This window comes from Brevundimonas pishanensis (genome assembly GCF_022750635.1).
In the GTDB taxonomy this organism is placed as follows: Bacteria; Pseudomonadota; Alphaproteobacteria; order Caulobacterales; family Caulobacteraceae; genus Brevundimonas; species Brevundimonas pishanensis.
Map to the genome: position 1 here is coordinate 31,277 of NZ_JAJKBG010000008.1, position 20,120 is coordinate 51,396.

20 protein-coding genes and 1 pseudogene are annotated in these 20,120 nt (G+C 62.2%); 9 read left to right on the forward strand and 12 right to left on the reverse strand.

The genetic code is table 11. From position 1 onward, the window contains the following. Window positions 1-61: 61 nt before the first annotated feature. Window positions 62-652 carry a membrane protein YczE gene (gene yczE, locus LOX95_RS13255; RefSeq protein WP_242915402.1) on the forward strand — a complete coding sequence of 197 codons (591 nt, stop codon included), beginning with the start codon at window positions 62-64 and terminating at the stop codon, window positions 650-652. Here yczE and LOX95_RS14245 read toward each other — a convergent pair. After that, on the reverse strand, window positions 649-1,710 hold the full coding sequence (locus LOX95_RS14245) for a bifunctional transcriptional activator/DNA repair enzyme AdaA (protein ID WP_282452793.1): 1,062 nt from the start codon (window positions 1,708-1,710) through the stop codon (window positions 649-651). The two genes, yczE and LOX95_RS14245, sit on opposite strands and share 4 nt — an antisense overlap. Window positions 1,711-1,809: 99 nt before the next feature. Next, complete coding sequence (locus LOX95_RS13270) at window positions 1,810-3,441, reverse strand: peptide chain release factor 3 (protein WP_242915403.1); 1,632 nt, start codon at window positions 3,439-3,441, stop codon at window positions 1,810-1,812. Between the two features lie 74 nt (window positions 3,442-3,515). Here LOX95_RS13270 and LOX95_RS13275 point away from each other — a divergent pair, with 74 nt between their 5' ends. Further along, complete coding sequence (locus LOX95_RS13275) at window positions 3,516-3,755, forward strand: hypothetical protein (RefSeq protein WP_242915405.1); 240 nt, start codon at window positions 3,516-3,518, stop codon at window positions 3,753-3,755. A gap of 71 nt (window positions 3,756-3,826) precedes the next feature. Here the strand turns inward: LOX95_RS13275 and LOX95_RS13280 are convergent, their stop codons facing one another. Beyond that, entirely contained in the window at window positions 3,827-5,473 is a 1,647-nt protein-coding gene (locus tag LOX95_RS13280; RefSeq protein ID WP_242915407.1) for an MFS transporter, read from the reverse strand. A 148-nt stretch (window positions 5,474-5,621) separates the two neighbouring features. Here LOX95_RS13280 and trhO point away from each other — a divergent pair. Together trhO and LOX95_RS13290 are read left to right on the forward strand one after the other, a co-directional pair. Beyond that, window positions 5,622-6,554: pseudogene (gene trhO, locus LOX95_RS13285) on the forward strand (oxygen-dependent tRNA uridine(34) hydroxylase TrhO); the annotation flags it as partial. A gap of 104 nt (window positions 6,555-6,658) precedes the next feature. Beyond that, window positions 6,659-7,408, forward strand: coding sequence for an SDR family NAD(P)-dependent oxidoreductase (locus LOX95_RS13290; RefSeq protein ID WP_242915409.1), 750 nt, complete (start codon window positions 6,659-6,661; stop codon window positions 7,406-7,408). Between the two features lie 3 nt (window positions 7,409-7,411). Here LOX95_RS13290 and LOX95_RS13295 read toward each other — a convergent pair whose 3' ends face one another. Next, entirely contained in the window at window positions 7,412-9,064 is a 1,653-nt protein-coding gene (locus tag LOX95_RS13295) for a sensor histidine kinase (RefSeq protein WP_242915411.1), read from the reverse strand. A 171-nt stretch (window positions 9,065-9,235) separates the two neighbouring features. On the opposite strand from LOX95_RS13295, the gene LOX95_RS13300 reads away from it, so the two are divergent. Next, window positions 9,236-9,670 (forward strand): SufE family protein, encoded by a 435-nt coding sequence (locus LOX95_RS13300; protein ID WP_242915413.1) that lies wholly within the window; start codon window positions 9,236-9,238, stop codon window positions 9,668-9,670. Here LOX95_RS13300 and LOX95_RS13305 read toward each other — a convergent pair whose 3' ends face one another. From LOX95_RS13305 to tipF, 4 genes are read right to left on the reverse strand one after another with little or no spacing between them, the layout of a single operon-like run. Continuing rightward, entirely contained in the window at window positions 9,671-10,603 is a 933-nt protein-coding gene (locus LOX95_RS13305) for a bifunctional riboflavin kinase/FAD synthetase (RefSeq protein WP_242915415.1), read from the reverse strand. Between the two features lie 12 nt (window positions 10,604-10,615). Then, a complete protein-coding gene (locus tag LOX95_RS13310; protein WP_242915417.1) occupies window positions 10,616-11,077 on the reverse strand; it encodes a MaoC family dehydratase in 462 nt (153 codons plus the stop codon). A gap of 50 nt (window positions 11,078-11,127) precedes the next feature. Continuing rightward, window positions 11,128-11,997, reverse strand: coding sequence for a TIGR01459 family HAD-type hydrolase (locus LOX95_RS13315; RefSeq protein WP_242915419.1), 870 nt, complete (start codon window positions 11,995-11,997; stop codon window positions 11,128-11,130). A 50-nt stretch (window positions 11,998-12,047) separates the two neighbouring features. Then, window positions 12,048-13,313 (reverse strand): flagella assembly cyclic-di-GMP phosphodiesterase TipF, encoded by a 1,266-nt coding sequence (gene tipF / locus LOX95_RS13320; RefSeq protein WP_242915421.1) that lies wholly within the window; start codon window positions 13,311-13,313, stop codon window positions 12,048-12,050. Window positions 13,314-13,429: 116 nt separating this feature from the next. On the opposite strand from tipF, the gene LOX95_RS13325 reads away from it, so the two are divergent. Together LOX95_RS13325 and LOX95_RS13330 are read left to right on the forward strand one after the other, a co-directional pair. Beyond that, entirely contained in the window at window positions 13,430-14,200 is a 771-nt protein-coding gene (locus LOX95_RS13325) for an SDR family NAD(P)-dependent oxidoreductase (protein WP_242915423.1), read from the forward strand. Then, window positions 14,190-15,125 (forward strand): lysophospholipid acyltransferase family protein, encoded by a 936-nt coding sequence (locus tag LOX95_RS13330; RefSeq protein ID WP_242915425.1) that lies wholly within the window; start codon window positions 14,190-14,192, stop codon window positions 15,123-15,125. The genes LOX95_RS13325 and LOX95_RS13330 overlap by 11 nt, the downstream gene beginning before the upstream one ends. A gap of 1 nt (window position 15,126) precedes the next feature. Here LOX95_RS13330 and LOX95_RS13335 read toward each other — a convergent pair whose 3' ends face one another. The 3 genes from LOX95_RS13335 to xseA all read right to left on the reverse strand — a co-directional run bounded on the left by LOX95_RS13335 (window position 15,127) and on the right by xseA (window position 17,439). Continuing rightward, complete coding sequence (locus LOX95_RS13335; RefSeq protein WP_242915427.1) at window positions 15,127-15,624, reverse strand: response regulator; 498 nt, start codon at window positions 15,622-15,624, stop codon at window positions 15,127-15,129. After that, window positions 15,621-15,842, reverse strand: a complete 222-nt coding sequence (locus tag LOX95_RS13340) for a DUF2093 domain-containing protein (RefSeq protein ID WP_242915428.1) — start codon at window positions 15,840-15,842, stop codon at window positions 15,621-15,623. The genes LOX95_RS13335 and LOX95_RS13340 overlap by 4 nt, the downstream gene beginning before the upstream one ends. Window positions 15,843-15,945: 103 nt before the next feature. Next, the gene (gene xseA / locus LOX95_RS13345) at window positions 15,946-17,439 is read right to left on the reverse strand and encodes an exodeoxyribonuclease VII large subunit (protein WP_242915430.1); all 1,494 of its coding nucleotides are present in this window, start codon (window positions 17,437-17,439) and stop codon (window positions 15,946-15,948) included. A 94-nt stretch (window positions 17,440-17,533) separates the two neighbouring features. Here xseA and LOX95_RS13350 point away from each other — a divergent pair, with 94 nt between their 5' ends. Further along, window positions 17,534-17,971, forward strand: a complete 438-nt coding sequence (locus LOX95_RS13350; protein WP_242915432.1) for a PRC-barrel domain-containing protein — start codon at window positions 17,534-17,536, stop codon at window positions 17,969-17,971. Window positions 17,972-18,008: 37 nt separating this feature from the next. Then, complete coding sequence (purD, locus tag LOX95_RS13355) at window positions 18,009-19,286, forward strand: phosphoribosylamine--glycine ligase (protein WP_242915433.1); 1,278 nt, start codon at window positions 18,009-18,011, stop codon at window positions 19,284-19,286. Window positions 19,287-19,322: 36 nt separating this feature from the next. Here the strand turns inward: purD and LOX95_RS13360 are convergent, their stop codons facing one another. After that, entirely contained in the window at window positions 19,323-19,967 is a 645-nt protein-coding gene (locus LOX95_RS13360; protein WP_242915435.1) for a murein L,D-transpeptidase catalytic domain-containing protein, read from the reverse strand. Between the last annotated feature and the right edge of the window lie 153 nt (window positions 19,968-20,120).

Here is a 20,120-nt window from a genome sequence, read left to right on the forward strand (position 1 = left end):
CTGCGCTGTTCAGCGGCGATTATCCCTCGCGTCGGAGAGTTGGATCGGGCATGACGGGGTTATGTGGGTGCGTCGATTTATCCAGTTATTGGCAGGCTTGTCGCTGTTCGGCCTTGGGGCCGCGCTTATGGTGCGGGCGCATCTGGGGTTGGATCCCTGGAATGTGTTCCATCAGGGTTTGGCAGGTCTGACCGGCTTAAGCCTTGGCGTGCTCAGCATCCTGTCCGGCGTGGTAGTGATGCTGCTTTGGATACCGCTGCGCCAAAAGCCCGGTGTCGGTACTATTATGAACATTCTGGTGATCGGTCTGACACTGGACCTGTTCCTGTGGCTCATCCCGGAGTTTGACGGATGGCCGCTGCGGGTTTCAGCCTTGCTGATCGGCGTCGTGCTGACGGGTGTCGGCTCGGCCGCCTATATCGGCGCGGGCATGGGCACAGGACCGCGTGACGGGTTGATGGTGGGGCTGAACCGCAAGTTTGGTTGGTCCATCCGCGTTTCGCGCATGCTGGTAGAGTTGGTCGTTCTGGCGATTGGCTGGCTGCTGGGCGGCGTTGTGGGCGTCGGCACCGTGGTGTTTGCCCTCAGCATCGGTCCGCTGGTGCAGTTCTTCTTGCCTTATTTCCAGAAGTGGTGGATGCCGAAGGCCTAGGCTGCCTGTTGGCGGAGCGCTCGCTCGATCTCGATCAGCCGCTGCTTGCGCCATAGCCCGCCCGCATAACCCGTCAACGAGCCGTCCGCGCCGATCACGCGGTGGCAGGGGATCATCAGCGCGATCTGGTTTGAGCCATTGGCGCGGGCGACGGCGCGCACGGCGGTTGGCTGTCCGATCTGGCGAGCGATCTCGCCATAGGAGCGTGTCTCTCCAGCGGGGATGCTCTGCAGAGCCTGCCAGACGCGCTTGTAGAAGTCGGTGCCGTGCATGGCCAAGGGCGTCTCGAAACGGGCAGAGCGGGCGGTGAAATAGTCGGCCAGTTCTGCCTCGGCTTGTTCTGCAGGGGCAAAGCGACCGATACCAAGGCCACCCGGTGTGGCGGCTTGCAGCTTCTTCAGCTCTGCGGGCAGACCCTTGCGGTCCACGAACTCCAGCAGGTGCAAATGGGTGGCGCTGCTGACGGCGATCATATCGCCAAGGGCCGTGGGTATCCACGTCGCCCGCATGTGGCCGTCTGTTTTCAGGTCTGCGGGCGCGCATCCCATCAGCTTGGCAAAGGCCGCACGGAAGGCGGAAGAAGACTCAAAGCTGGCATCCAGTTGTGCAGTCAAAACCGATCCTCCCAAGGCCAGTGTCTCGAAGCCTTCGCGCAGGCGGCGCTGGCGGGCCATTTCCAGAAACGTCATGCCGAAGTGGCGTTTAAAGGCGCGGCGCACCGTGGACAGATCGTATCCCATGCGGGCGATGTCCGGCTCGGACCAGCGGCGGTGCGGCTCGGCATCCAGTTGTTCCAACAGGGCAGTGATGACCGGTTCGTTCTGGGCTGACGCCTGTACCGGATGGCAGCGTTTGCAAGCGCGAAACCCCGCCTCGATACATTCGCCCACGGTTTCCCTGAAGGTGCAGTTCTCGCGCAGTGGTTTCCTTGCCGGACAGGTCAGGCGACAGAAGATGCCGGTCGAATGAACGCACACAAACACCCGCCCATCATAGCGGTCATCACGCGCGACGAGGGCGTCGTAGAGGGCGTCATCACTGGGCAGGTCGAACAACATTCCTCTGTTCTACCTTATCCAGATGACAGTGCCGCCGATTTTCGGGCGTCTATTGTTTGGGACACGAAAAAGGGGAGGCCGGAGCCTCCCCTGATGCGATCAACCGCGTTCCAGCGTCTTGGAGAAGGCCACCTTGGGGAAGCGCTCCCCCACGTAACCGGTTTCCCACGACGACTTGGCGAGGAAGACCGGGTTCTGGTCAATGTCGGTCGCCATCTGCGGGCGATATTTCGAGGCGAAGTCCTCAAGGTCGGCCTTTTCACCGACAACCCAGCGGGCTTCGGCATAAGGCGACGGCTCGAACAGAACGTCGAGGTTGTATTCGGCACCCAAACGGTCGGCCATGACTTCGAACTGCAGTTGCCCCACGGCACCCACGATGAAGTCTGCGCCGATTTCCGGACGGAACAGCTGGGTCACGCCTTCTTCGGCCAGACCTTCCAGCGCCTTCTTCAGGTGTTTGGCCTTCAGCGGGTCTTTCACACGTACGCGTTGCAGGATTTCCGGCGCGAAGTTCGGCAGGCCTGCAAAGCGCACGAGGCCGCTTTCGGACAGGCTGTCACCTACGCGCAGCACGCCGTGGTTCGGAATACCGATCACGTCGCCCGCATAGGCTTCTTCCGCCAGCTCACGGTCCGAGGCGAAGAACATCATCGGCGCGTTGACCGACAACTGCTTGCCGGTGTTCTGCACCTTCAGCTTCATGCCGCGCTTGAACGAGCCGGAGGCCATGCGGAACATGGCGATACGGTCGCGGTGGTTCGGGTCCATGTTGGCCTGAACCTTGAAGACGAAGCCGGTGACTTCGGTCTGGCCCGGATCGACCTCGATGGCCTCTGGTGCAGGGGCGTTGCGGGTTTCCGGCGGCGCTTCCTTGCGGGCGGGCATGACCTTGGGCGCAGGGGCCCACTCGCCGATGGCGCGCAGCAGGTCTTCGATACCGAAGTGGCGAAGCGCCGAGCCCCACAGGATCGGGGTCATGTGGCCTTCAAGGAAAGACTGGCGGTCGAAGGTTGGGTAACCGGCTTCGACCAATTCCAACGCCTCGGCGGTTTCTTCGTGCTCGCCAGCTTCGAAATACTGGGCGGCCTCGGTCAGTGGCAGGGCGTCCGGATGCTCGGCATCTTCGTTCGAGCCAGCCGTCTTCTTGGCATAGGGCTGGAAGCGGCCGGTGCCGACTTCGACCAGACCGCGCAGACGGTTGCCCGAACCGGCGGGCCACCAGATCGGGGCAGGGTCCAGTTGCAGGCGGCTGGCGATTTCGTCCAGCAGGGCCATCGGGTCCTGAGACTCGCGGTCCAGCTTGTTGATGAAGGTGATGATCGGAATGTCGCGAAGGCGGCAAACCTCGAACAGCTTCAGCGTCTGCGGCTCGATACCTTTGGCGGCATCCAGCACCATGATGGCGCAGTCGGCAGCCGTCAGGGTGCGGTAGGTGTCTTCCGAGAAGTCTTCGTGGCCCGGAGTATCGAGCAGGTTGAACATCTTGCCTTCGTGCTCGAAGGTCATCACCGAGGCGGTGACGGAGATGCCGCGTTCCTTTTCGATCTTCATCCAGTCCGAGCGGGCACGGCGGTTTTCACCGCGCGCCTTCACGGCCCCAGCAGCGCGCAGCGCGCCACCGGCCAGCAGGATATGCTCGGTCAGGGTCGTCTTACCGGCGTCCGGGTGGGCGATGATGGCGAAAGTCCGGCGGCGGCCAGCCTCGTCGGCAATAGTCAGTTTTGACATGGAAAATCCTTTGACCGGCGGGGTTAGCCGAAAAGCCCCGAAAAGTCACCGTTCACGATGGTGTGAAAGGCCCTATGCAACGCATGGTCTTTGGTGGACGCTTTCCTAGCGAGACGGTGTCCCACGACGGCCACCGCCGCAAAGGGAAAGGAAACGTCATGGCTCTGGTTCACCCGGGTAAGCCGCGCGCGCTCGCTTACGAGCGGTCGGCGCGTGTTTCAAAACCGATGCATCCGGCCTTCGGGTTATTGATGGGCTTCGCGCTACTTCTGTTCGTCGCCTTGGGCGTGCATTTCTTGTTTGGACTTTTCTAGAGAAGTCCAGTCGCACCCATATTCCACAGGGGCCGTATCGTAACAGATGCGGCCCTTGCTCTATTTGCGGCTTAGGACGCCCGTGTCGGATCGGTAAGCGGTTCGCCAAAGTTGCGCTCGGTATGCAGGTGCGGGGACACGCTGCCGGTCGCGCGCTGGATCATCCGGTGCACAGACGGTGGTTGATCGCCTTTGTGAAGAGCACGGATGTCTTCGCCAATGCGGGAGTCCTCGTGGGTCATCCGCTGGTTGTGGCGAATGTAGTCAAGCCAGGTAGCGACCTGATATTTCTCGGTCCAAAGATTGGGGTCAGCCAGATCGCGCATCAGTCGCCATTGGTGCGCGCCGTCACGACGCCGGATACGGCGGCGCTCTTCCATCAACCGCAACAGTTCGGGCACATCCTCGTCATCTATGCGATAGGTGATCGAGATGATGATCGGGCCACTTCGCGGCTCGATGTGCAGTTCGGTGGACGGCTCGCGCCAGCGGTCCAGCGGGGCGAGGTTCAGGTCTTCACCGTTAGCCAGCGGGGCACGCAGCCCGATGGCCGTGCACAAGACCAGCACACCCGCTGAAATGCATAGCGCCAAGGTAATGCTGTAGTTCTGGGCCAGAGAGCCCCACAGCCACGAACCCGCCGCCATGCCGCCAAAGGCGCACATCTGATACAGCGCCAGCGCGCGCGCCACGACCCACCGCGGTGCAGACATCTGGACGGTGACGTTGAAGGTCGACAGGACCGTGACCCAAGCCGCACCGCCCAGCATCAAGGCGGGCACAGTCAGGTAAATGGTCGGCGCAAACCCGACGCAAATCCCGGCGACGGCAAACGTGAGGGTCCAGAACCTAACGATGGTTTCGGTTTTGAAACGGGCACGCAGTTCGGAAATGAACAGCGCTCCGCCCACGGCACCGACACCGAACGATCCCAGCAGAATACCGTAAATCAGCGGGCCCCCGCCGACTTCGTGACGCGCGATGACTGGCATCAGGGCTTGCAGGCCACTGGCCCCGATACCGAAGATCAGCGCACGCACCAGCACCGCAACGATGCGCGGCGACAGGATGGCATAGCGCAGGCCGCCGCCCATGGCCGTCAGCAAGCCTTCGCGCGGCAGTGTGTGTTGGGGGCGGTTCGGCTTCCACCGGAACAGCACCAACAGAAGGCCGATATAGGACACCGCGTTCACGGCAAACGCCGCCGCTGCACCCGCGACCGCGACAACCACACCGCCCAGTGCAGGACCAAGGCTTCGTGCCAGATTGAAGCCCATGGAGTTCAAAGTGACCGCCGAGGCCAGATCTTCGCGCGGAACGATATCGCCGACCGATGCCTGCCAAGCGGGGCCGTTAAAGGCGACGCCGCATCCGATCAGGAAGGTAAAGCTGAGCAAGATCCACGGGGTCAGCAAACCCATCCATGCCAGAACCGCCAGACAGGCCGAGATCAGCACCATGAAGGTTTGGGCCACCAGCATGATCTTGCGGCGGTCCATGGTGTCGGCCAGCGCCCCCGCCGTCAGCGACAGCAGCATGATTGGCAGGCTGACCGAAGCCTGTACCAGAGCGGTCATCTGGGTGGTGGAGATGGAGGTCATCATCCAGGACGCGCCCACCGACTGGATCAGACCGCCGAAATTGGTGATCAAGCTGGTGATCCAGATGGCCCGGAACAGCGGATGCTTAAGCGGTTCGAGCGGGGACGACTTAGCCACTGTCAACTGAAAGGCACCTATCGGAAAAAGACGCTGCGCGGACGTCTGCGCATCGGCGCGATCACAGTCCACACCGGCCTAACGTCTAAGGCAAGCTTCGGTGTCAGACAGTATGGGTTTTAATGCCCAAAACGCTTATAGAGGCCGCGTGACAGATACCTCCTTCCAAGATTATCCCGTTCTGGTTGCCGCGCTGTACCGTTTCGCGCCGGTGGCTGATACCGATGCCCTGCGCGAACGACTGATTGCCCTGTGCGGCGACGAGGTGCGCGGCACGCTTTTAGTGGCCCACGAAGGCATCAACGGCACGATTGCCGGACCGCATGATGCGATCAAACACGTTGTCGACGGCATCTATGCCGAACCGGGCTTTGACCGACTGGAGTTGAAATACTCCGGCGCTCACGAAATGCCTTTCTACCGCATGAAGGTGCGGATCAAGAAAGAGATCGTGACCATGGGCCTGCCCAATCTCGATCCGGTCAACGGCGTCGGCACCTATGTGAAGCCGCAGGACTGGAACGCGCTGATTTCTGATCCCGATACGGTCATCATCGATACCCGTAACGACTACGAGTTCGAGATCGGCACCTTCAAGAACGCCATTCAACCGAACACCAAGACCTTCCGCGAGTTCGCCGAATGGTTCGAGAAGGAAGGTCGCGCGCTGGTCACACGTGACAAGCCGACCAAAGTGGCCATGTTCTGCACCGGCGGTATCCGCTGCGAGAAGTCGACGGCCTATCTGAAGTCCGAGGGTATTCAGGAAGTGCACCACCTTGAGGGCGGCATCCTGAAATATCTCGAGGAAATCCCCGAGCCGGAGAGCCTTTGGAAGGGCGAATGCTTCGTCTTTGATGAGCGGGTTTCGGTGGGCCACGGCCTGAAGGTTGGCGAGCACACCCTGTGCCGCGCCTGCCGTATGCCCGTTAGCCCCGAGGGCCAGAAGTCGGCCAAATACGTCGAAGGCATTTCCTGCGACCACTGCTGGGACGAGCGTGACGAGGAACGTCGCGCAGCCTACGCCGAGCGTCAGCGCCAGATCGAGCTGGCCAAGCAGCGCGGTAGCGCCCACATCGGCACAGACGCCGTTCGTGCCGCCGAGCAGGCCCGCATCCGCGCCGCCGAGGAACGCGAAAAGGCCCGTCAGGCCGCGCTGAAAGCCAAGGAAGAAGGGGAAACGGCATGAGCCGTACAGTTCTGATTACCGGCGCAACCGCGGGCTTCGGCCTCGCTGCCGCCCGTCGTTTTGCCGCCGATGGCTGGAAGATCATCGCCACGGGCCGTCGCGCAGAGCGACTGGACGCGCTGGTGTCGGAACTGGGCGCGGATGTGGTTCATCCGTGCGCCTTTGATATTCGCGATGCAGCGGCGATTGATGCGGCGCTGGCCAACCTTCCCGAAGCGTTCCAGCAGATTGACCTGCTGATTAACAATGCCGGCCTGGCGCTGGGTACGGGTCCGGCTCAGGAAGCCGATCTGGCGCAGTGGCAGCAGATGGTCGATACCAACATCACCGGCCTGATGACGATCACGCACCGGATGCTGGCGCGCCTGATCGAGCGTAAGGGGGCGATCATCAACATTTCGTCGGTGGCCGCCAACTATCCGTATCGCGGTGGCAATGCCTACGGCGGAACCAAAGCCTTCGTGCGCCAGTTCTCGCTTGGCCTGCGTTCGGACCTGCACGGTACGGGCGTGCGCGTGACGTCGATCGAGCCGGGTATGGCCGAGACGGAGTTCACGCTGGTACGTACTGGCGGTGATCAGGCCGCGTCCGATACGCTGTATGCGGGCGTTGATCCGATGACCGCAGAAGACATCGCCGAGACCCTGTTCTGGGTGGCGAACCTGCCTGCGCACCTGAACATCAACTCTATCGAGCTGATGCCTGTAAAACAGTCGTTTGCAGGTTTTCAGGTCGCTCGCGACTAGGACTTAGAAAGCGGGAATGCGCAGGGTGGCGGTGGTGCCTTCGCCCAGTGTGCTTTCCAGCGTCAGAGTGCCATCGTGCAGTTCTGCAAGGGACCGCGCCAGCGACAGCCCAAGGCCCGTGCCTTGGGCTTTTTGCTTGGCGTCGCCGGCTTGTTCGAACGGGCGACCAAGGCGAGCAAGGTCTTCGGGCGCGATACCGATGCCGTTGTCCTTCACCGTCAGAACCATGGCATTGTCTTCACGGCGAGCGGCCAGTTCGATCTGGCCGTTGGCGGGCGTGAACTTCACCGCATTGCTGAGCAGGTTGACGAGGATCTGTTTAAAGGCGCGGCGGTCCACGTGAACCAACAGCGTTTCGTCCGGGAGGTCCGCGCTGAGGTCGATGGCTTTTTCATCGGCCTGAACCCGCACCAGCGCCATGGCCGCATCGGCCAGATCGCGCGCGTCAATATCCTCGCGATGTAGCTCGTAGCGGTCGGCATCAATGCGCGACACGTCCAGCACGTTGCCGATCACGTCCAGCAGGTGGCTGCCCGCCGTGTGGATGGAGCTGGCATAGTCGATGTAACGATCCGACAGCGGGCCCACCAACTGGCTCTTCATCATTTCCGAGAAACCCAGCACGGCGTTCAGCGGCGTGCGCAGTTCGTGGCTGAGGTGGGCGATGAAGCGTGAACGGGCCAAGACCTGCGCCTCGGCTTCGGCGCGGGCCTGATCAAGCTCGCTCTCCCGGGCGTGCTGGAGGGTGGCGTCCAGCATCAGGGCGGCGATGCGGCGGCTGTTACCCTGCATGCGGCGCACGACCAGTAATACTCGGCGGTCCAGTGCGGCGCGCGGGGTAAAGCGGACCTGCGCGGGCTGTCCGGCCTGAGCGCGGGACAAGGCAGCGCGCACAGCGGGGCGATCGGGCGGGTGGATGGCTTCGATCAAACCGCCTTCGCCGTCGTACTCGGAGAACAGGGCATCCACATCCATAGCCGGAGGCGCGGCACCATAGGCCGCCAAGGCACGACCGTTCGGGGCCAGAACCAGCGTCAGGCCAGGTTGATCGGTCAGGGCGGACTCCATACGCGCCATAGTAAGAGGCACCACGGTTCCGGTGTGACGCGTATTCAGAGCGGCCACCAAGCCGAACAGCAGGACCACGAGCCCCAGCCCCGATGTCAGCAAGGCATTATCGCTCAGCCTTGGGAGCAGGGGGGCAGCGATAGCTCCGGCAAATGCGGCCAGTGCCGCTGCGCCCAAGCCCCAGACCAGCGGGCGCTCGTCTCCGGGCGAGCGGAGCGCCAGACCTCCCAGCACGGGGACGAAAACGAACGGGGAAAGCGGGCCTTGGAAGCCTCCCGTGATGGCCATGGCCACAACAGGACAGACCAGCCACGGGACTACAGCCCAAACGGGCGTGGGCAGCACCGGTTGGGGCCACGGAGACGGCGACTGTGGTAGGGGCTGGATCGCAAAGACACCGACTGCCGGCAGGGCAACAACCATGAGCGCCAGCAAGGTCAGGACATCGGCGCCCGAAAACAGCGCCATCACCGTCAGTGCCAGAAGACTGATGCCCCACAACAGATGCCAAATCGCGCGGCGACGCGCCTGGGCCGGATCGGGCAGGACCAGCGTCGCAGCAGAAGGCGGGGTGAAGGGAGCGTTCAAGGTGCGGTTTCGGGTCCTGTCAGATGTGACCACAGCGCGTGGTGGTCACAGAATCATCCCTCTAGGATAGCGCCCAGCAGCGCGCTTCCCAAACGTGCTCGCTTAGGTGGTGAAGAGACCTGCGCATTCGGGCGTTGTTAAGGCTGGGTGCATGGGGGTATGGAGACCGCCATGACTGACGCGACCCCCGAACCAATCCAAAATGTACTGGCCGAACTGATTGAGGATTTCGATCTGCTCGGGGATTGGGAGGGTCGGATCGAATATGTGATCGAACTGGGCAAGACGCTGGCGCCGTTGCCGGATGCGGCGCGTATCGACGCGAACAAGGTGCCCGGCTGTGCAGCGCAGGTGTGGCTAAATACGCGCCAAGACGGTGATCGCCTATTCTTTGATGCCGACTCCGACAGTGCTCTGTCGAAAGGCAATATAGCTTTGCTGCTGCGCCTGTATTCTGGCCGCACACCCCAAGAAATTCTGGGCTTTGATGCCAAGGCCGCGCTGGAGCGACTGGGCTTGCCATCAGCGCTGACGGTTCAACGCGCCAATGGTCTGAACAATATGGTGGGCCTGATCCGCCAAGCGGCGCTGAACGCGCAGGGCTGATCAGCCGAGGATGGCGCGGGCCTGACGGGCGTCTTCGTCGATCTGGACCTTGAGCGCGTCGAGGCCGTCAAACTTCATCTCGCCGCGCAGGAAGGCGACCAGTTCGGTTTCGACCGTCTGGTCGTATAGGCTCTCGTCGAAGTCGAACAGCCAGACCTCCAACAGCGGGTCTTCGATCTCGTACATCGGACGGATGCCGAGGTTCGCCACGCCGTTGACCACGCGCCCGTCGGGGAGGCGTGTTCGGGTGGCGTAAACGCCGTAAGCCGGACGCATATAGGCCGGCATGGCAATGTTGGCGGTCGGGATGCCAATGGTGCGGCCCCGCTTGTCACCGTGGATGACGGTGCCTTCGATGGCGAAGGGGCGACCGAGAATAGCGGTGGCGCGGGTCATGTCGCCGGCTTTCAAGGCTTCGCGGACGGCCGAGGAGGACAGTTTCAGACCGTCTGCGTCGTCCTTGCGCTCGGTGACGGAAACCGAGAAGCCGAGCCTCTGACCATATTGCGTCAGAAGGTCAGGCGAGCCGGAGCGACCCTTGCCGAAGGTAAAGTCAAAACCGACCGCAGCATGTTTGATGCCCAGACCCTCGCTGAGCACTTCGCGGGCAAAGGCTTCGTCGGTCAGAGAGGCCATTTCGCGATCGAAGGGCAGAAGGTACAGCCGATCCACACCCAGAACATCAAGGGCCCGCGCCATCTGTTCCGGTGTCATCAGGCCAAAGGGCGCGACGTCCGGTTGGAACAAGCGGCGCGGGTGGGGATGGAAGCTGACCACGCCCAAGGGCACGGCCAGTTCATCGGCAGCCTTGCGGGCCGAAGCGATTACGGCCTGATGGCCGCGATGCACACCATCGAAGGCTCCTACGGCCACGGCGGCACCCTTTTGGGATGCCGAAAGGCCGCGCCAGTCGCGGATGACTTCAATCGCCACGGCCAGTGAACCTTAGCGGGCGGAAGGCTTGCGGCGGCGCGGAACGCGCACGACGGCGATGCCGTCCATGATCAGCTTGTCGCCGACATAGCCTTCACAGTTCAACTCTACGCGGGCCGATTCCTGATCCACGCCGACCACGCTGATGAGAATGCGCACAGTGTCGCCGATGCGGACCGGATAGTGGAAGGCGAGCGATTGCGAGATGTAGATCGAGCCCGCACCCGGCAGAACCGTACCCACGACGGCCGAGCCGAACGATGCGCTCAGCAGACCATGGGCAATACGGCCGCGATAGGCCGTCTTGGAGGCATAGGCCTCGTCCAGATGCACCGGATTATAGTCGTCCGAAGCATCCGCAAACATTTGGATGCGCTCTTCGCTGACGGGTACGATCTTCTCGGCGGACATACCGACGTGAAGCTCTTCGAGAATATAGCCGCCAGAAGGGTGGCCTTGGACCAGGTTGCTCATGAGCGCTGCTTTACGTCAGGTGAACTTAAATGGCGAGACTTGTTGCGGGCTTACCACGCCAGGTCGAGCGCGGCGTAACGGGCGGTTGTATTTTCCGCCTTCAGCAGATCGCCTGCACCCGACGGGTTCAGGGAACCATCTTCGCCCTTGGCCTTATCGCCATGAATACCTTGAGCAATAAACAGGCAGTCCAGATTTTGGGATTGGGCACCAACTACGTCGGTGATCACGCCATCGCCAATGCAAAGTACGCGGCTGCGGTCGACGGGGCGTCCCATGAGAGCTTCGGCCTCGATCAAAGCCAGATCATAGATGGGGGCATACGGCTTGCCGGCCATGATGACCTTGCCGCCAAGCTCTTCATAAAGATCGGCCAGCGCACCGGCGCAGTAGATCAGGTTGTCGCCCTTTTGGACCACGCGATCGGGGTTGGCGCAGATCAGGTCCAGGTCCTTGTCCGCAGCCTCGCTCAGAATCGCGCGGTAGCTTTCCGGCGTCTCGGTAGCATCGTCGACCAGGCCGGTGACGGAGACGAAGTCCGCACCCTCCACAGTGTCGACCAGCTGCAGGCCGGTACCTTCATAGGTGGTAGCGTCGCGGTCTGGACCGATGGCCAGCGCTGCTTGAGGCGCGCGTTTGGCCAGTTCGGCGCGGGTCGCATCGCCCGAGGTGACGAAACGCTTCCAGCTGCTGCGTGGTACATCCAGACCATCCAGCTGCGAAATGACATCGCTGGACGGACGCGGCGAGTTGGAGATCAGCACCACATGGCCGCCCTTCTCGTTAAAGCGGGTCAGTGCGTCACACGCTGCAGGCCAGCTTTCGCGGCCGTTGTGGATTACGCCCCAGACATCGCACAACAGGACGTCGTAATCATCGGCGACTGCCGACAGGTGGTTCAGCACAACAGGAAGGGTCATGCGCAGCGATGTAGCAATGTGCGCTTCCGATTGCGAGCCAACATTACCACTCAGTGGCGCAGGCGACGCTCGACAGAGTGCAAGGTCGAGCGCACGAACTCGGACGGGGGATCCGTCTCGGCCAGAACCGTTTCCTTGATGGCGCGCGGCTCGCCGAACAAATGGCCCTGACCCAGCGGGACATCGAGGTCGAGGATGTCGACCACCTGACGCTCGGTCTCGACCATTTCCGCGATCAGTTCGAGGCCGTAACGGCGGACCAGCGGGGCGAAGTCGGCGGCCTGAATGTCGGGCTTGCTCGGCAGCGGGACAGCACCGTCCATTTCGAGCAGTTGCTCGATCATCAGGTCGGCGGAAATCTTGAGGAAGCGCACGTCCGAACGTTGCAGGTCGGCGAAGTCGAGGTCCAGCGTCTGCACCTTGTCGATGGAGAAGCGGAAGCCGAGGTCGGCCAGCTTGGCCATGTTGCGGGCTTCAGTAGCTCCGCGGGCCTCAAACACGGCCTGACCCAGTTCAAAGATCAGGGCATCCTTCAGGTCGCGGTTCTGGCCAAGAAAATCCAGAAACTGGGGGAAGAAGGTCTCGTCGCCCAAGGACGCCATCGAGATGTTGCAGAACACGCCGACCTTGCGATCCTGACGACCCAGTCGGCGAACGATCTGCGCACAACGGAACAGCAGCAGGTTGTCGATGGCAGGGACCAGCCCTTCTTCCTCGGCAATCGACATATATTCCGCGGGCGTCATGCTGTGGCCCGAGGCGTCGCGTAGGCGGGTGAAGGCCTCGTAATAGACGGTGCGGCGCTGGGGCAGGGTGACGATGGGTTGCAGGTAGAGGTCGACGCGACCCTCGGCGAGGGCATCATGCACGGTGGCAGGTGCGCCGTTGCCGTTCACCTTGCCGTTGGTGGCGCGAAGATCGGGCACGGCGGGATTGGCCAGACGCTCTTCGATGGAGGCGTTCATCTGCTGGACCATGTCTTCCAGCATGCGCACCTCGCCCGTCAGCGCATCGGTGCGCGACAGGGGGCCGCTCTCGATAGCCTGAGCCAGTTGGGTCAGCGCGCCCTGGGTGGATTCCATGGCATCGGCGAGCAGACGGTGGGCCTCTTTGACCTTGGCCAGTTCGCGACGCAGTTGGCGCTTGTCATTGACACTGGCGGCCAGCGCGCAGGTGGCACCCAGCAGGCCTAGAGTGCCGATGGCACCGGCGACACCGGCCCCTGCACCCCATCCGGCGCGCCACAAGGTTGCCCCCACCGCCAGCGACAGGAAAAGGCAGCCAAAGAACAACAATCCGCCGGTGATCTTTTGCATAGAGGCTGCGATGACTTTCCTAGTGGATTGAGCGTGCTAACAAGGTAGCGAGGTTACGGCTTAACATCTCGCAACGAACCTAACAATCAAGCGAAGCCGTAAGGGGAGAAAACTGAATGGAACTGTTCGATTTAACCGGCAAGGTCGCTGTTGTTACCGGCTCGTCCAAGGGGATTGGCAAGGCGATTGCAGAACGGTTGGCGGACCATGGCGCAAAGGTCGTCATTTCATCTCGCAAGGCAGAACCCTGCGAGCAGGTGGCCAATGCTATCAACGATAAACACGGCGATACGCGTGCCATCGCCATTCCGGCCAATATCGCGTCGAAGGAAGATCTCCAGCGTCTGGTCGATGATACCCGCGCGACGTGGGGCCAGATCGATATTCTGGTCTGCAATGCTGCAACCAACCCCTATGCGGGTCCCATGTCGGGTATCGCCGACGAGCAGTTCAACAAGATCCTCCAGAACAACGTCGTTTCGAATCACTGGCTGATCCAGATGGTCGCGCCCGAGATGGTGGCGCGAAACGACGGTGCCATTCTGGTGATCTCGTCGATTGGCGGCCTGCGCGGCAACGCCGTCATCGGTGCCTACAATATCTCCAAGGCCGCCGACATGCAGTTGGTACGCAACCTAGCAGTCGAATACGGCCCCCATAATGTGCGCGTGAACTGCATCGCGCCGGGGCTGATCAAGACCGATTTCGCCCGCTATCTGTGGGAAACGCCCGAGATTCTGAAGACGGTCACCGACCCGGCACCTTTGAAAAGGATCGGATTGCCGGATGAAATTGCTGGCTCGGCAGTTTATCTGTGCAGCCCCGCGTCGTCCTATGTCACAGGACAGACGCTTGTGGTTGATGGCGGAATGACGATTGCCTGGTGAGAATAAGCGTAAGGTGTCCTTCGGACAGGACTTGAGCTGGCGACTGGAGTCGCTGGCGTTTCGGGGCCTGTTCGGTGGACTGCGTCTGATCGGCGTTGATGCCGCGTCCGCCTTTGGCGGCGCGGTGTTGCGCACGCTGGGGCCGATTACCGGTACCCACAAGACGGTTCTGCGGAATCTGAAGATCGCCTTCCCTGAAAAGACGGACGAGTGGCGTAAGCAGATTGCCTATGAGCAATGGGAGCGCACCGGCCGCACCTTTGCCGAACTGGCAATCATGGACCGCCTGACGCCCGAGAGTGGCCGCGTTCAGGTTGTGGGTATGGAGCGCTTGCATGCCGTGCGCGACAGCGGCAAGCCGGTCGTGTTTATCTCAGGCCATATCGCCAGCTTTGAAGTGATGTCGGCTCTGATCCTGCACGCGGGCGTGCCGTGCCAGATCACCTATCGTCCGGCCAATAACCCTTATGTCGAAGAGCAGATGCGCGCCGCGCGGGCCCGCTATGGCATCCGCCTATTTGCGCCCAAGGGGGACGGCACGCGCGAGCTGGTGAAGGGTATGAAGAACGGCGACTCGATCGCCCTGCTGGTCGACCAGAAATACAACGAAGGCCCCGAGGTCGAGTTCTTCGGCCAGCCTGTTAACGCTTCGCCCGGTGCTGCGCGTCTGGCAGCTAAGTTCGGCACGGTGATGGTCCCGCTGTCGGTGGTGCGCCTGAAGGGTGCAAACTTCCGCGTAACCGTGCACGAGGCGATTGAAATCCCCGATACGGGCGACAAGAACGCCGACATTCTGGCCGGCATTCAGGCTGCTAACCGCTTTGTCGAAGACCGTGTGCGCGAAAAACCGGAAGACTGGTTCTGGGTCCACAAACGTTGGCCCCAAAAGGTATATGACGCGCTGAAAGCCCGCGAGCAGGCTTGATCTAGCTGCGCTGGATGTCCGTTGCGCGGCGGAACGGGCCGTCGTGGTCCAGTCGGTGGGTCCGGCGGCGATCCGGCCCGAAGAAGTCGTCGGAACGCACAAACGGACGCGGTCTCAGGATGATGGCTTCCAGCCGTTTCATCAGCGCCTGGATCATAACCGGCTTGGCCACGAACTCGTTGACGCCCGCATCGCGCGCGTCCGTCACGCGGAACAGTTCGGAATGGCCCGTCATCATCACAATGGGCAAATAGGGGTTGGGGCTGTCCTCGTCCCAACGGATGGATCGTGTGAACTGCACGCCGTCCATCGGCTGCATTCGAAAATCGACGATGGCAATATCGATGGCCTGTTCGCGCAGGATCTCCAGGGCCTGAGTGCCGTCCTCCGCTTCACTGAGGCGGCCAATGCCGATGGATTTCAGCATAGCAGCCACGATCGAACGCATGTTGGCGTTGTCGTCGACGAGCAGGAGATGGAGGGTACCGAGCGGACTCATGCAGAAGGCTGGATCGCCGCTGTATCCGCACCGGTCGCTTTCAAGAACTCGAGCGGGCCGACATAGGCTTCCTGACGGGCCGCGGACCAATAGCGTAGCGCCGGAAGCGCAATAGCCTGACCCGTCACCGCACAGCGCACGAATGTTCCGCCATTCAGGACTGCGAATTCACCGTCACCATAGTGCAAGGTGGCTTGTGACGCGGGGGCAGCGTTCATGTCTCAGGGGCATCCGTTTGGGAGGCGGGTGGGGAATCACTGCCTCTGCATATCGCTGGTTTGAGATATTCAGACAACAGCAACGCTTCAAGCCCCGAACCGGTCAGAACAGGGTGCCTTGATCGCTTGGCGAGGGTTTGGGCTTTGGCGCGGACTTGGGAGCAAGAGGGGTGGGCGGCGCAGATGGCGTGACCGTGCCAGGACCGGAGGTGCCGACAGTCGCGTCACGCTGACCGTCTCCGAACACCAGCGAGACGTGCTGACCCTCGGTGAGCTTATGCGCCGAGGTGATCCATTGACCCTCGGCATCTTCTACGCGGGCAAAGCCGGGCTTGGGACGCGACGGGTCTAGGTTCGTCAGTGCGCGCGACAGAGCCGCAAGGCGCTCGGAGTCTCGCTGAAGGCGGCGTTCGATAGCGGGACGGAAGCGGGCCTCGATGGCGTGGAGGCGGTCGCTGCGGCGCTCGATCGGACGGTGCAGGATCGAAGGCGACAGGCGCGCGGCGACGCGGGTCAGGCGCTGTTCGTGCACACTGGCGTTGCGGTGCAAGGCAGAGCCAAGGCGGCTGGACGCATGGTCCAGGCGCTGTTGGGGCAGGGCCAAAAGATCTTCGGGGCGCGTCGGCAGACCACGGGCCACCGACAGCAGTCGCGTGCGGCGATCATCCAGCAAACGCGCACCACAGCGGCGCAGGCGGGCCTCATAGTCCGCCAGTCCCCACTGAAGCTCGGCCAGCACTGGCGTGGCGATTTCGGCGGCACCGGTAGGCGTCGGCGCGCGTCGGTCCGATACGAAGTCGATCAGGGTGGTGTCTGTCTCGTGCCCGACCGCAGAAATAATCGGGATGCGTGCGTCCGCCACGGTGCGGGCGAGGTTCTCGTCGTTGAAACCCCAGAGGTCTTCGACCGAACCACCGCCGCGCGCGACGATCAGCAGGTCGGGACGAGGGATCGGGCCGTCCGGTGTCATGGCGTCAAAGCCACGCACGGCGTTTGCAACTTGTTTGGCGGCGGCGTCGCCCTGAACAATGACCGGCCAGACGATCACGCGGCAGGGCCAGCGGTCGCTGATCCGGTGCAGGATGTCACGGATAACCGCGCCGGTCGGGCTGGTAATGACGCCGATGGTGGCAGGGAACTGGGGCAGGGGCTTTTTGCGCGACGGCTCGAACAGGCCCTCTTCGCGCAGACGAGTCTTGATGCGTTCCAGTTGCGCCAGCAGCGCACCGGCCCCCGCAGGCTCCATGCTCTCGATGACGATCTGGTAGGACGACCGTGCCGGATAGGACGTGATCTTGCCTGTGACGATGACTTCTAGACCGGTTTCGGGCTGGGCACCGAGGGTGCGCACCACGCCCTTCCAGATCACGCCGTCGATGGCGGCTTTGTCGTCCTTCAGCGTCAGATAGACGTGGCCAGACGAGTGGCGTGTGACCTTGGAAATCTCGCCACGGATCCTGACGTGGCCGAAGCGGTCCTCGAGCGTACGCTTGAGCGCGAAACTCAGCTCGGAGATCGACAGGGGCGGGTTGTTGTCGCGCGCGGGTGCCTGCTCCTGAGGAGCGGCGCCTTCAAAAGCGTAGTCGTCGGAATCCATGCCCGGACCTTAGCGCCTCAAGCACGCGGCGGGAACGCTCAGAATGCGGCTTCGTTACCTTAGTGAGTGGCAAAGCTGCCGAAAGGGCTGTGAAATGAAGACTTCGATGTTGGCCATGGCCGTTACGGCCGCTGTAACCTTGACCCTGGGCGCGTGCGATAATCGCACTGACGACGTGGTGCGTGCACCGGCACCTGACATGGCACCGGAGCGCGTGACGCGTGAAGAGGCCAAGGTGGCCACCGGTGAAGCCGCACTGGCGCTGGGCATGACCCGCAAGGCTCTGGAAGATGCCGATATCGTCAATGCGGCGGGGCAGGATCTGGGTGATGTCGAGTCGCTGGTGACCAATGCCACCGGAACGGCGACCCATCTGGTGGTCGAACTGGAGGGGCCGTCCGACACCGAAGTTCTGCTGCCGCTGGCTCAGGTGGAGGCGGAAAAACGCACCGACGGCAGAAGCCCCAACCTCGTCACCCGCCTGACTGCTGCGGAATTGGCCGCTTTGCCGCGCTATAATCCGCCACGTTAATCTTGACCTGACTCATCAGGTCCCTCATTCCGGCGTTATGAATATTTTGCTCGTCGGTTCGGGAGGGCGCGAGCACGCCCTGGCCTGGAAAATCGCCCAGTCGCCGCGCGCTTCGCGGCTCGTCATTGCGCCCGGCAACCCCGGTATGGCGCAACTCGGCGAGCTGCGCGGCGACGTAAAGGCGACCGATGTCAACGCGCTGGTGGCTCTGGCGCAGGAAATCTCGGCTGATCTGGTCGTCGTTGGGCCCGAGGCCGCGCTGGCCGAAGGTCTGGCCGACCAGTTGGAGGGTCTGGGCATTCCGTGCTTTGGCCCGTCGGCCAAGGCGGCGCAGTTGGAAACCTCGAAAGCCTTCTCCAAGGCGTTTCTTGCCCGTCACAACATCCCGACCGCAGGCTATGGCGTTTACGAGAACGTCGAAGAGGCCAAGGCGGCATTGGCGAACTATAGCGCCCCCTACGTCATCAAGGCCGACGGTCTTGCCGCAGGCAAGGGCGTCGCCATCAGCCCTGACCGCAAGGACGCCGAGATCGAGATCGAGCGTATGCTGGGCGGCCGTTTCGGCAGCGCCGGTTCGCGCGTAGTGATCGAAGAGTTCATGGACGGTGAGGAGGGCAGCCTGTTTGCCCTGTCCGACGGCAAGCGCGCCGTACTGTTCGGCGGTGCGCAGGATCACAAACGCGCCTTTGACGGCGATGCCGGTCCGAACACCGGCGGCATGGGGGCCTATTCGCCCGCGCCGGTCTTCACCGCAGATTTCGTCAAAAAGGCCAATGATCTGGTCGTCCAGCCGACCATCCAGAAGATGGCCGATGAAGGCACTCCCTATAAGGGCGTTCTGTATGCTGGTCTGATGGCGACGAGCGAAGGCCCGAAAGTGGTCGAGTTCAACGCCCGTTTCGGTGATCCGGAATGTCAGGTGCTGATGATGCGCTTTGACGGCGATATCGTCCCGCTGCTGCTGGCCTGCGCCAAGGGCGATGTGACCCAGGTACCGCAGCCGCAGTTCAAGCCCGGTGTTGTTATCACCGTCGTTATGGCGGCCAAAGGCTATCCGGACAGCCCGCTGGAAGGCTCGATCATTCGGGGCGCCGAGCAGGACTTTGGTCCGAATGTGCAAGTCTTCCATGCTGGCACCAAACGCCGCGATGACGGGCAGTTGGTTGCCGCAGGTGGTCGCGTTCTGAACGTCTGCGCCTATGGCAAGGACGTGACCGAAGCACGAGAGCGTGCCTATGAGGCTGTTGCAAAGATCGACTGGCCCGGCGGCTTCTACCGGACCGATATCGGCTGGCGCGCTCTGGGCCGCGAATAGGATTTTAGGGGAAGGTTTCGCCCTTCCCCTTTTTCTTTAGTTCATCGCGAACAGAAGCCTGCCTTCGCCCATGCGTTCTCGCAGGGCAGTCAGATCGGCATGGCTGCACGAGAAGCAGCCGTAGGAGCGACCCAACTTGCCTTCACGCGACAGGAACGCCGGATCGGCGTAGTCGGCACCGTGAACGATGATGGCGCGTTCGCGGGCAAGGTTGTTGGAATACTCCAGCCCGTCCAGCAGCACGTTCGGCCCTTGCTGCGGCCCCCACGAAGGACCCGCGGTGACGTAGGTGCCCAGCGAGGACATGTGGCTGTCAGGCTGGTTGGAGAAACGTTCGGCATAGCCGCTGTGGCTCGGATCGGATCCCCGACCATGGCTGGTACGGTATGAGGTCACCCATCCGCCCAGCAAATCAACCTCGTACAGGCGGTCGGAACCCGAGAATTTCTGGAAGTCGACCAGATACATGCGGTCACGCTGGGTTATGCGGTGACCATGGGAATCCATAGCCTGACGCGCGCGGTCCAGAAGGTCACGTCGCACGATGTTGTAGGGATCGATTACAACCTGTGGACGAGCCGGGGCCGCATAGGCTGCCAGATCCGGACGGGGTATGCGCGGCGGCGGGGCAGGTGCCAGTTGGGGCGTTGGTGGTGCAGAGGCGGTTGCGCACCCTGCCAAGGCAATAGAGCCTCCGAAAATCAAACCCCGACGAGAAATCTGCACGCGTCCATCCCTTAGATTGATGGCTGAGGAGCCGTGAAAAAGGGGTCTTGTGCCGATTTAAGCAAGCTGAGCCGTAGATTTTAATCGAGCCCGTTCAGAATTCGCGGG